The 10,773-nt window shown below is 69.8% G+C and carries 12 protein-coding genes and 1 pseudogene; 6 read left to right on the top strand and 7 right to left on the bottom strand.

The genetic code is table 11. The annotated features are described in order from the left end of the window. From VFH59_RS07975 to VFH59_RS07955, 5 genes and pseudogenes are all read right to left on the bottom strand, one after another. Positions 1 to 117 (bottom strand): annotated as a pseudogene (locus VFH59_RS07975) (EEP domain-containing protein); the annotation flags it as partial. 166 nt (positions 118 to 283) lie between these two features. Further along, positions 284 to 931, bottom strand: coding sequence for a thiol:disulfide interchange protein DsbA/DsbL (locus VFH59_RS07970; RefSeq protein ID WP_325164353.1), 648 nt, complete (start codon positions 929 to 931; stop codon positions 284 to 286). After that, positions 928 to 1,452, bottom strand: a complete 525-nt coding sequence (locus tag VFH59_RS07965; RefSeq protein WP_325164352.1) for a GNAT family protein — start codon at positions 1,450 to 1,452, stop codon at positions 928 to 930. Before VFH59_RS07965 ends, VFH59_RS07970 begins: the two co-directional genes overlap by 4 nt. Before the next feature lie 20 nt (positions 1,453 to 1,472). Beyond that, a complete protein-coding gene (locus VFH59_RS07960; RefSeq protein WP_325164351.1) occupies positions 1,473 to 2,354 on the bottom strand; it encodes a thiol:disulfide interchange protein DsbA/DsbL in 882 nt (293 codons plus the stop codon). Positions 2,355 to 2,440: 86 nt separating this feature from the next. After that, positions 2,441 to 3,313 carry a c-type cytochrome gene (locus tag VFH59_RS07955; RefSeq protein WP_325164350.1) on the bottom strand — a complete coding sequence of 291 codons (873 nt, stop codon included), beginning with the start codon at positions 3,311 to 3,313 and terminating at the stop codon, positions 2,441 to 2,443. A 117-nt stretch (positions 3,314 to 3,430) separates the two neighbouring features. On the opposite strand from VFH59_RS07955, the gene yihA reads away from it, so the two are divergent. Then, positions 3,431 to 4,063: a ribosome biogenesis GTP-binding protein YihA/YsxC gene (gene yihA / locus VFH59_RS07950; RefSeq protein WP_325164349.1), complete on the top strand. Its 633-nt coding sequence runs from the start codon at positions 3,431 to 3,433 to the stop codon at positions 4,061 to 4,063. Between the two features lie 76 nt (positions 4,064 to 4,139). On the opposite strand, the gene VFH59_RS07945 is transcribed toward yihA, so the two are convergent. Next, positions 4,140 to 4,631: a GAF domain-containing protein gene (locus VFH59_RS07945; RefSeq protein WP_325164348.1), complete on the bottom strand. Its 492-nt coding sequence runs from the start codon at positions 4,629 to 4,631 to the stop codon at positions 4,140 to 4,142. 165 nt (positions 4,632 to 4,796) lie between these two features. Here VFH59_RS07945 and VFH59_RS07940 point away from each other — a divergent pair, with 165 nt between their 5' ends. Beyond that, complete coding sequence (locus VFH59_RS07940; RefSeq protein WP_325164347.1) at positions 4,797 to 5,294, top strand: pyridoxamine 5'-phosphate oxidase family protein; 498 nt, start codon at positions 4,797 to 4,799, stop codon at positions 5,292 to 5,294. Further along, positions 5,291 to 6,640 carry a GAF domain-containing protein gene (locus tag VFH59_RS07935; protein ID WP_325164346.1) on the top strand — a complete coding sequence of 450 codons (1,350 nt, stop codon included), beginning with the start codon at positions 5,291 to 5,293 and terminating at the stop codon, positions 6,638 to 6,640. Before VFH59_RS07940 ends, VFH59_RS07935 begins: the two co-directional genes overlap by 4 nt. Before the next feature lie 3 nt (positions 6,641 to 6,643). Here the strand turns inward: VFH59_RS07935 and VFH59_RS07930 are convergent, their stop codons facing one another. Further along, on the bottom strand, positions 6,644 to 7,345 hold the full coding sequence (locus VFH59_RS07930; RefSeq protein WP_325164345.1) for a hypothetical protein: 702 nt from the start codon (positions 7,343 to 7,345) through the stop codon (positions 6,644 to 6,646). Between the two features lie 169 nt (positions 7,346 to 7,514). On the opposite strand from VFH59_RS07930, the gene bioD reads away from it, so the two are divergent. From bioD to VFH59_RS07915, 3 genes are all read left to right on the top strand, one after another. Beyond that, positions 7,515 to 8,219 (top strand): dethiobiotin synthase, encoded by a 705-nt coding sequence (bioD, locus tag VFH59_RS07925; protein WP_325164344.1) that lies wholly within the window; start codon positions 7,515 to 7,517, stop codon positions 8,217 to 8,219. A gap of 107 nt (positions 8,220 to 8,326) precedes the next feature. Further along, positions 8,327 to 8,677, top strand: a complete 351-nt coding sequence (locus VFH59_RS07920) for a hypothetical protein (RefSeq protein ID WP_325164343.1) — start codon at positions 8,327 to 8,329, stop codon at positions 8,675 to 8,677. A gap of 120 nt (positions 8,678 to 8,797) precedes the next feature. Continuing rightward, positions 8,798 to 10,773, top strand: a 1,976-nt coding sequence (locus VFH59_RS07915; protein ID WP_325164342.1) for a M3 family metallopeptidase, incomplete at its 3' end; no start/stop codon positions are given.

Below are 10,773 nucleotides of genomic sequence, written 5' to 3'. Positions count from 1 at the left end.
GGTCACGTACTCGTGGTAACGCTGCACGCTGGCGCCGGCCAGGATGTTGCAGCTGAGCAGGCGCAGGCGGCGTTCGGTGGGGGTCTTGTCGGGAGAGGTTTTTGCGGCGCTGGTCATGGAAAGGCAATAGGCAGGCGGACGTGGCTGGCGAGCATGGCTGGCGCCGGTCGCCCGAGCGTAGCGCGGCGCGGGCGAAGGCTTCCTCGACCACGTCTCGCCGGGCGCCCGGCGCCGAGCGGTCGCCGCGAGCATCGCCCGCCGCGCGTGAACGCGAAGCGCCGGCCTACTTGCCGGCCAGTTCGCGATCGACCAGCCAGTGGGTGAGCTTGACCAGCTCGTCCAGCGTCTTCACCTGCGCACTGCGGTACTTGCCGTCGACCACGATGGTCGGGGTGCCGTCGATCTGCCACTTCTGCAGCAGGTCGAAATCCTTCTTCATCTGCGCCGTGGCGGCATCCGAGGTGGCGATGCGCAGGAACTTGTCGCGGTCCACGCCCTGGCGCGCGTAGAAGTCGGCCAGCTCGTCGAGCGTGTTGATCGGGTAGTGGTCCTCGAACTTGGCCTTGAACATCGCCAGGTGCGTGCGATCGACGACGCCCAGCTGGCTGGCCGCGTAGTAGGCGCGTGCAAAGGGCATCCAGGCATCGTTGAACGGCGCCGGCAGCAGCTTGAACACCACCCCCTTGGGCAGCGACTTGCGCAGCTCCTCGGCGCTCGCCGCGAAGTGTGCGCAGTGGATGCAGCCGTAGGAGAACACCTCGACCACTTCGACCTTGCCCTCGGGGCTCAGGCGCTGGTGCGGCGCGGGAAGTGTCACGTACTGCTCGCCCTCGGTGAACGCCGGCGCTTCGGGTGAGGCGCTGCAGGCGCAGGCCAACAGCAGGCCGCCGAGCAGGGTCAGCAGGCGCAGGCGGGCGAGATGCTTGATCATGGAGTACTCCCTGGAACCGGATGCATGAAGAGCGGGGATGTTTCGTGAGCCAGCCATTGAACCACCACTTCGCCATCCTCGGCGACGTGCTTGCCCACGCGCACGAAACCGCAAGCCTGGACCGTGCGTTCAGAGGCAATGTTCCCCGGCAGGATGTCCGCCAGGACGCCTTGCGCACCCTGGGCGAAAGCACGCGCCACCAGCAGCCTGACGGCCGCCGCCGCGATGCCCCGGCGGCGCTGCGCGGGCGCCACGCCGTAGAAGATGCCGGCGCGACCGTCCACCGGTTCGCCCTTGAAGCCGCAGCCGGCCACGATGGCGCCGTCCGCGGCCGTGGCGACGGCGAAGACCTCGCACCACGGTTGCGCCTGACCGGCGTCCAGGCGCGCCAGCGCGCGGGCCGCGACCCTGGCCGGTGGCAAGGCGCCGGGCAGGGTGCGTGCAGCCAGCCCGGGCGGGGTGACGCCTTGCGCGAGCTCGCGCAAATGCTCGCGCGACAGTGACTGGAGAACGACCCGCACGGGTGTGGCGAGCAGGCCGGTTACTTCCCGGCCGCTTCCTTGGCGACCAGCCACTTCGCCAGTTCGATGGTCTGCGGGTAGCCGCCGGCGTTGCCGACGTCGAAGCGGTATTTGCCGTCGACGATCAGGGTCGGCGTACCGGTGACGCCATAGGCCTTGATCAGGTCGTCCGCGCGCTTCATCTGCGTGTTGATGCTGAACGAGTTGGCGACCGCGACGAATTCCTTCGGATCCGCGCCGCACTTGGCGTAGACCTTGGCGGCATCCTCGATGGTCGGCAGGGCGTCATGCGGCTTGAGGCCGTTGCCCGCCTGGTTCATGGCCGACAGTTCGCCACTCTTCCACACCGCGTCGTACATCGCGTCGTTGCACTTGTCGGCCACGCCCAGCGCCCGGGCGGTGAAGTAGGCCCGCTGCAGCATCGGCCAGTTCTCCTGCGGGATGAACGAAGCCGGCAGGTAGGCCATCACGGCGTTGGCCGGCAGGCTGGCGGCGAGCTGCGCGACGATCGGGTGGAACTGGTTGCAGGCCGGGCAGCCATAGGAGAACACCTCGGTCACCTCGATCTTGTCGGTGGAGGTGGCCTTGGGCTGGGCCGGTTCGATGCGGAAGTAATTCTTGCCCTCGACCCACTTGCCGTTGTCGACGAACGGCTCGGCGGGTGGTGCCGGCGTGCCGGCCGGAGCGGCGCTGGCGGTGGTGCCGGTGCTGGCCGGCACGCTGGCGGCGGGTGCCGGGGTGGCGCTCGTGCCGCTCGCGGCCGGTGCGGCGTCGCCGGCCGGCGTGGTGGCGGCGGTGCTTGCCGGGCCCGGCGCCGCGGGCGAGCCGCCGGTGTCGCTGTCATGGCTGCAGGCGGCAAGGGCGAGCAGGGCGGCACACAGGATCGGCAGGCGCTTGAGCATGGGTATCCTCGGGCTGGCGTCAGGGACGCGTGGCGTCCCCGGGGTCGAAAAAGCACACGCCGGCGCGGGGCCGGCGTGGGGATGGATCAGGGCGTGGCCGGCTTGTTCGGGCCCGCCGCGTCATTGACGTGCAGGCCTTCGACGTAGCTGGACAAGGCCGCGATGTCCTTGTCGTCGAGCTTCTTGGCGATCGCCGGCATGATCTTGGACTGTGCGTCGTCGCCCCAGGTGGTGCCGTCGCGCCAGGCCTTGAGGGTCTTCTCGACGTACTGCGCGTGCTGGCTGGTCAGCTGCGGATAGGCCGCGCCCGGGTTGCCGCGTCCGTCGATGCTGTGGCAGGCCATGCACGCGGGGATGCCGCGTTCGACGTCGCCCTGGCGGAACAACGTTTCACCCTGCTGGACCAGCGCGGCGTCGGCCACGCCCGGCAGTGACTGCTTGGTAGCGAAGTAGGCACCGAGGTCGTGCATGTCCTGTTCGGACAGCGGCGCGGCCATGCCCATCATGATCGGGTTCTGGCGCTGGCCCGCCTTGAAGTGGGTCAGCTGGCGAACGATGTACGCCTCGTGCTGGCCAGCCAGCTTGGGGTACTGCGCGTCGGTGGAGTTGCCATCCATGCCGTGGCAGGCGCCGCAGGCGGCGGCCTTGCCCTGGCCGGCAGTGGCATCACCGGCCTTGGCGACGGCAGCGGCTTCGGCGGGCGCGGCCGCCTGCGCGGCGGAGACCGCAGCGGAAGGAGCGGCGGTCGCCTGCTTGCCGCTGTTGGCCGGTGCCGATGGAGTCGCGTCGACGCCGGGCCGACCCGCCGAGGTCTTCTGCTCGGCGCTGGTGGCGGTGGCCGGCGTACCCTTCGCGGGCTTGGCGTCCTGCGCCACGACCACGCTGGCGGACAGCGCGAAGGCGAGGGCGATCATGCCCCCGAGGGCAGCAGGCCGGAAACCGGCGGACCGAAAACTCATACACTTGTCTCCCGAAAGACGGCTCAGATCCGCCGCGGACCGCTGCCAACATGGCTTGCGGCAGGCAGAAACCGCCGAATTATCCCCGCGCCACTGCTCCCTGGTCAAACCGTTCCCATGCCCAATCCGCTCCATGGCGCGCAGTTCGTGCTGGCCGCCCACCGCATCAGCCAGTTGCCCGCCGATCACGGCGCCGAGGTCGCCTTCGCCGGACGCTCCAATGCCGGCAAGTCCAGCGCACTCAACACGCTGACCGGGCACAAGGGCCTCGCGCGTACCTCCAAGACGCCCGGGCGCACGCAGCAGATGGTCGCCTTCTCGCTGCCGCCACTGTCGCGCGGCGAGGGCGAAGCGCCGCTGGAGGCGCGCCTGATCGACCTGCCGGGTTACGGCTACGCGAAGGTGCCGGAAGAACTGCGCGCGCACTGGAAGCAGGAAATCGATGCCTACCTGCACCGTCGCCGCAGCCTGCGCGGAGTGGTGCTGATCGCCGACATCCGCCATCCGCTGAAGGAGTTCGACCGGATGATGCTGGACTTCTGCTTCGAGACGCGCCTGCCCTGCCACCTGCTGCTGACCAAGGCCGACAAGCTCTCGCGCAACCAGGGGATGCAGGCGCTGGCGGCGGTGCGCAAGGGATTCGGCGAAGGCGTGCAGGCCAGCGCGCAGGTGTTCTCCTCGGCCGACGGCACCGGCGTGGAGCCCGCGCGGGAGGCGGTGCTGGCACTTCTGCGCACACCGCGCGAGTGACCTCTGACCGGGCCAGGGACCGTCGCACCATCGCCGCGCCGGCGGTCCGGCCGAGGCCCGCCGGCGGGGCAGGCGATCAGGGGTCGAGCGATGCCATGAATACCGCGCACAGCGCGGCCATGCCTGCGCGGTCCTCCTCGTCGAAACGTGCGACCCGGGGGCTGTCGACATCCCACACGCCCAGCAGCGAGCCGTCGGCCTTCACCAGCGGCACCACGACCTCCGATTGCGAGGCCGCGTCGCAGGCGATATGCCCCTCGAACGCGTTGACGTCGCGCACCAGCTGGATCTCCCGCGTCCGCGCGGCGGCGCCGCAGACGCCGCGATCGAGCGCGATGCGCACGCAGGCCGGCTTGCCCTGGAACGGGCCGACCACCAGCTCGGAGCCGTCGTACAGGTAGAAGCCGGCCCAGTTGAGATCCGGCAGGCTGTGGAACACCAGCGCGCTGAAGTTGGCCGCGTTGGCGATCAGGTCGCGCTCGCCGGCGAGCAGGCCGCGCGCCTGGCTGGCCAGGTCGGCATAGTGTTCTTGCTTGCTGGCGTAAGTGGTCTCGGAGAGGTGGAACATCGGCGCGAATCCGGCAACAAAGTCCGTATTATGCGCCCGACCTCCCGAAGGCGAGACCGTTCGATGCGCCTGATCGAGCCCGGCTTCCCGTATCCGTTGGTGTTCCTGCCCGGACCGCCCGCCACGCGCTGGCGCCGACGTCGCGGCCTGGCCTGAGGAACGCGCGTGTCCAGGCCCGCTGCCCCTGCGGTGATCGACGCCGAACACGCCCGGTTCCTGCAGGGCGCGGTCTCGATCATCGTGGCCTCCCGCAATGCCGCCAACCAGCCGGAGCTGGTGCGCGCGCACGGTTGCCGGGTCGCCCGCGACCGGCGCCGCGTACGGCTGTTCCTGGCCTCCATGCAGGCCTCGGCGCTGCTCGACGACGTGCGCCAGAACGGACTGGTCGCGGTGGTCTTCACCGAGCCAGGCACGCATCGCTCGCTGCAGCTCAAGGGCGAGGCGGCCCGCGTGGTACGGCTGCGTCCCGACGAGGCTGCACGCACGCACGCCTACCGCGACGCGATGGTGGTGCAACTGGCCAAAGGTGGCGTGAGCGAGGCGCTGACCCGCGCCCTGCTCAGCCCGATGGGGGAGACCGTCGCGCTCGAGTTCGTGCCCACCCTGGCCTACGTGCAGACGCCCGGGCCCGGTGCCGGGCGCCCGCTGGAACTGGAACCGTGACCCCCGGCCTGGATGGCATCCGCGAGTGCTTCGACGGCACGGTGCCGGGCGTGATGGCCACCTGCGCACCCGATGGCACCCCCAACGTGGCCTATCTGTCGCAGACCGAGTACGTCGATCCCGAGCACCTGGCGCTTTCGTTCCAGTTCTTCAACAAGACCCGCCAGAACATCCTGGCCAACCCGCAGGCGCGGCTACTGCTGATCCACCCGCAGACGGCGGCGATGTATCGCCTCACCCTGCGCTACCTGCGCACCGAGACCGAAGGCCCCTTGTTCGAGCGCATGCGCGCCAAACTGGCCGGGATCGCGTCGCACACCGGCATGAGCGGAGTGTTCCGGCTCAAGGGTTCGGACGTCTATCGCGTGCTGGCGATCGAACAGGTGCCCGGTCAACCGCTGCCGGCGCCTCCGCCACGGCGCAACCTGCTGGCGGCAGTGCGCGCCGGTTCGCAGCGGCTGGCCGCCGCCACGGACCTGGCCGGGCTGCTGGAGGCCATGCTCGGGGCGCTGCGCGAGGCGTTCGACATCCACCACGCGATGGTGCTGTTGCTCGACGAGGACGGGCAGAAGCTGTTCACCCTGGCCAGCGGCGGCTACGAGCGATCCGGTATCGGCTCGGAGATCCCGCTGGGCGAGGGCGTCATCGGGGTGGCCGCGCGCGAGCGCACGCCGATCCGCATCGCGCACATGACCGGCGAGTACGCCTATGGGCGGGCCGTGCGCGACGCCCTCGCGCAGGGCGGGCTGGCCGGGCGGCTGGAAACCGAAATCCCGCCACCGGGCCTGCCCGAGTCGCGCAGCCAGCTGGCCGTCCCGGTGACCGCCGGCCGGCGCCTGCTGGGCGTGCTGTACGTGGAAAGCCCGCAGGACCTGCGCTTCGGCTATGACGACGAGGATGCGCTGGTCACCCTCGCGGCGCAGCTGGGGCTGGCCATCGCGGCGTTCCGCGAATCCGCCGAGGTGGCCGAACCGGCGGCGGCCGAAACCTGCCCCGCACCGGCCGGCGGCCCGCCGGTGGCGGTCCGCCACTATGCCGAGAACGACAGCGTGTTTTTCGGCGAGGACTACCTGATCAAGGGCGTCGCCGGCGCCATCCTGTGGACGCTGCTGCGCGACCACGCCGAGAGCGGGCGGACCGCGTTCGCCAACCGCGAGCTGCGGGTCGATCCGCGCATCCGCCTGCCCGAGCTCAGCGACAACCTGGAGGCACGGTTGATCCTGCTCGAACGCCGCCTGGTCGAGCGCGACGCCTGCGTGCGCCTGGAGAAGACCGGTCGCGGGCGCTTCCGGTTGTGCGTGAACCGCCCGCTGCAGCTGGTGGACGTGCCGGCGACCCGCGCCTGAACTTCAGGCCGCGACGGCCGGCTCCAGCGAAAGGACCGCCGAAAGCTTGTCCCGGTCGCGCGCCGCCAACCGCTCGCGCGCCACGGCCAGTGCTCCGGAGAACACCGGCGCCGGCGCGTTGGCGCGCAGGCCCTCGAGCAGGCGCACGCGCTCGGGGTGGCGCAGCGCCGGCAGCATCCAGCGCATCGACAGCGCGCTGGTCGCCGGCGCCAGCGCCGCCACGATGGCGCCCTCGATCGCGTGCAGTTGCGCGTCGCTGTAGTGCGCCCACAAGGTGGCGTTGTGTTCGCGCTCCTCGTAGTCCATGTGGACCAGGTTGTCGCCGACGAACACCGCCATGTGCCGGTAGAGCCGGTCCGCGGCCATCGCGCAGGCCACGGTGTCGCCCTGCGCCGCCTGCACGGCATCGACCTGGCCGAGCAGCAGCGCGATGTCCTCCTCGTGGTGGACGTGCTCGCTGGCGATGCGCGCGGCGCTGCCCGGCTCGCAGGCCTCCAGCGCGGGGTGGACGAACCGGTTCTCGTGCTCCAGGTGCGTGCGGCACAGGGCAAGCAATTCGCGCGTCTGCGCCAGCGCCGCGCCGGTCTCCGGCGCATCGGCCGTGTCGAGGCGGCCGAGCAGCAGCAGCGTGTCGCTCATGAAGTGGCGCAGCGCCTTGTGGATGAAGCCGTACATGTTGTAACGGGAAGCGGAAGCAGCGTGCATGGCAGGACCTGTCGCGCATGGGTGAGGGGTCCGGGCAGTCTAGGAACAGGCGTGGCGCGCGTTTCCTAAAACATCGCTGCGCGTTTCCTAAGAATTTCCTACCCCGCGGGTTGCCCACGGCCGGCACCCCGGCGAACATCCGCGCTCGGACTACGGGCGAAGGGTGGTGATGGACAGTCAACCGAAGGCGGGCGATGCGCTGTTCGTCGCCGGTACCGATACCGGTATCGGCAAGACCCACGCGGCCTGCACGCTGATCCATGCACTGCGCGCACATGGGCTGGAGGCATGCGGCATGAAACCGGTCGCCAGCGGCTGCCTGGAAACGCCGGACGGGCGGCGCAACGAGGATGGGCTGGCGCTGCAGGCCGCCGGCAGCCGGGCACTGGCGTACGCGTCGATCAACCCGATCGCGTTGCGCGAACCGCTCTCGCCGCACCTGGCCGCGCGGCTGGAAGGCGTCGCCGTGGACATGGCACCGCTGCAGGCGGCCTTCGACCGGCTGCGGCTGTCGCATCAGATGGTGGTGGTCGAAGGCGTGGGGGGCTGGATGGTGCCGCTCGCACCGGGCCTGCTCGCCTCGGCGATTCCGCAACAGTGGCGCCTGCCGGTGGTGCTGGTGGTCGGCCTGCGGCTGGGCTGCCTCAACCATGCGCTGCTGAGCGCGCGGGCGATCCTGGCCGATGGCTGCCGCCTGGCAGGCTGGATCGGCAACCGCATCGACCCGGCGATGGTGGCGGTAGAGGACAACCTGGAGACTTTGCGCGGCATGCTGCCCGCGCCCTGCCTGGGCGTGCTTCCCTACGGGCTCGCCCCTGCCGACGCGGCCGCGCGGCTGGACGTGACGCCGCTCCTGCCGTCGCGTATACCTTGAACGTCAGCCTGCAGGGCGGAGTCGTGGCCGGCCCTGCCCGGCCATGTGGCAGCGGCTTCACGCGCCACATGCTTCGATCCGGCCCCAGGTCCACTGCTGGAGCGCGCATGAGCAACCGCAACCACTACTACCTCTCCGTCGACGACATCCGCAGCGCGCACGGCGCCGACCCGGCGCTGGCCTGGCAGGGCTCCAGCCCTGACGACCTGGCCGCCGCACTGCAGGAGTCCCTCCGCGGCGCGGGCCTGTTCGAGCGCTGGCGCGCGATGCAGCCGGACCCGGACGAGGTGGACATGAGCCTTGCCGCCACCGATCCGCAGGCCACCGCCAGCGCCAGGGTCGCCGACCTGCACGTGGACCTGGACCTGGTCACCGACCTGCCGATGCGCGTGGTGCGACCGCGGCTCAACTGGCTGATCGGCGCGAGCTGGCAGCTGCGCGACATGCGCGCCGCCTGAGCGGAGCCCGGCGGGGGAGCCTCGCACTTCCGGCCCTTGGAAATACCGCCCCGGTGTGGTTAGAGTCGAGCGCTTGACCTGCCCGTTCCGCGCCGCGGACGCCACCCCTGGGGAAAATCGATGCCTCGTCTCCGCCTGCTCGTGATCGCCACCTCGATCGCCATGGCTGCCTGTTCGCAATCGTCCAACGACAACCAGTCCACGCCCGCGCCTGCCGCGAGCGCGCCGGCGGCCAGCGCCAGCACGGCCCACGCCAACCCGTTCTATGCGGCCAGCACGCTGCCGTTCCAGGCGCCGCCGTTCGACAAGATCCGGGAAGGCGACTACCAGCCGGCGATCGAGGAGGGCATGCGCCAGCATCTGGCCGAGATCGAGAAGATCGCGAACAACCCCGAGCCGCCGACCTTCGACAACACCTTCATCCCGATGGAGAAGTCCGGTGCGCTGCTGCGGCGCGCGATGCTGGCTTTCGACACGGTGACCGGTGCGAACACCTCCGACGCGCTGCAGAAGGTGCAGGAGACCGAGGCGCCCAAGCTCGCGGCGCACCAGGACGCGATCTACCTCAACGACAAGCTGTTCGCGCGCGTGGAGACGATCTACAACCAGCGCGACAAGCTCAAGCTGGACCCGGAATCGCTGCGCCTGGTCGAGGTCACCTACAAGGACTTCGTGCACAACGGCGCCAAGCTCTCGGCCGATGACAAGGCCAAGCTGAAGGAGCTCAACAAGGAAGAGTCCACCCTCAGCACGCAGTTCACCAACAAGCTGCTGGCCGCGACCAAGGCCGGTGCGCTCACCGTCGACGACGCGGCCAGGCTCAAGGGCCTGTCCGAGGGCGACCTGGCCGCCGCCGCGCAGGCGGCCAAGAGCCGTGACCTGGATGGCAAGTGGACGATCCCGCTGCAGAACACCACCCAGCAGCCGGCGCTGAAGGACCTGGACGACCGCGCCACCCGCGAGGCGCTGTTCAAGGCCTCCTGGGACCGCGCCGAACACGGCGGCGACAACGATACCCGCGCCATCATCGCGCGCATCGCGCAGATCCGCGCCGAGCAGGCCAAGCTGCTGGGGTACCCGACCTACGCCGCCTGGAAGCTCGAGGACCAGATGGCCAAGACGCCCCAGCGCGCGATCGATTTCATGCACAACCTGGTGCCGGCCGCCACCGGCCGTGCCGAGCGCGAGGCGGCCGACATCCAGAAGGTGATCGACCAGCAGCACGGCGGCTTCAAGCTGGCTGCCTGGGACTGGCAGCACTACGCCGAGCAGGTGCGCAAGGCCAAGTACGACCTGGACGAGAACCAGATCAAGCCGTACTTCGAACTCGACAACGTGCTGCAGAACGGTGTGTTCTACGCCGCCAACCAGCTCTACGGCCTGACCTTCAAGGAGCGCCACGACATCCCGGTGTGGCAGCCGGACGTGCGGGTGTTCGAAGTGTTCGACAAGGACGGCACCTCGATGGCGCTGTTCTATTGCGACTACTTCAAGCGCGACAACAAGGGCGGCGGCGCCTGGATGAGCAACCTGGTCGAGCAGTCGACCCTGCTCGGCACCAAGCCGGTGGTCTTCAACGTCGCCAACTTCACCAAACCGGCGCCGGGCCAGCCCGCGCTGCTGTCGTTCGACGACGTGATCACCATGTTCCACGAGTTCGGCCATGCGCTACACGGCATGTTCGCCGACACCAAGTACCCGTCGCTGTCCGGCGCCAACACCGCGCGCGACTTCGTCGAGTTCCCCTCGCAGTTCAACGAGCACTGGGCGACCAACCCGAAGGTGTTCGCGCACTACGCGATCAACTACAAGACCCACGAGCCGATGCCCAAGGCGCTGGTCGACAAGATCCAGAAGGCGCGCCACTTCAATAGCGGCTACGACATGACCGAGCTGGTCGCCGCGGCGCTGCTGGACATGGGCTGGCACACCCTGCCGGCCGACGCGCCCAAGCAGGACGCCGACAAGTTCGAGCAGGAGGTCCTCAGCAAGGACAAGATCAACCTCTCGTACGTGCCGCCGCGCTACCGCTCCAGCTACTTCCAGCACATCTGGGGCAACGGCTACGCCGCCGGCTACTACGCCTACCTGTGGAC

Origin of the sequence: Frateuria sp., from assembly GCF_035695185.1 — a bacterium.
In the GTDB taxonomy this organism is placed as follows: Bacteria; Pseudomonadota; Gammaproteobacteria; order Xanthomonadales; family Rhodanobacteraceae; genus Frateuria_A.
Note: the sequence above shows the minus strand (reverse complement) of the source record. Positions and strands in the feature narration are given on the sequence as shown.

Coding starts and splice junctions, on each gene's coding strand:
- VFH59_RS07920 (WP_325164343.1), top strand. CDS start 8,327: ATGAGCAACCGCAACCACTACTACCTCTCCGTCGACGACATCCGCAGC.
- VFH59_RS07970 (WP_325164353.1), bottom strand. CDS start 931: ATGATCAAGCATCTCGCCCGCCTGCGCCTGCTGACCCTGCTCGGCGGC.
- VFH59_RS07930 (WP_325164345.1), bottom strand. CDS start 7,345: ATGCACGCTGCTTCCGCTTCCCGTTACAACATGTACGGCTTCATCCAC.
- VFH59_RS07960 (WP_325164351.1), bottom strand. CDS start 2,354: ATGCTCAAGCGCCTGCCGATCCTGTGTGCCGCCCTGCTCGCCCTTGCC.
- yihA (WP_325164349.1), top strand. CDS start 3,431: ATGCCCAATCCGCTCCATGGCGCGCAGTTCGTGCTGGCCGCCCACCGC.
- VFH59_RS07955 (WP_325164350.1), bottom strand. CDS start 3,313: ATGAGTTTTCGGTCCGCCGGTTTCCGGCCTGCTGCCCTCGGGGGCATG.
- bioD (WP_325164344.1), top strand. CDS start 7,515: ATGGACAGTCAACCGAAGGCGGGCGATGCGCTGTTCGTCGCCGGTACC.
- VFH59_RS07945 (WP_325164348.1), bottom strand. CDS start 4,631: ATGTTCCACCTCTCCGAGACCACTTACGCCAGCAAGCAAGAACACTAT.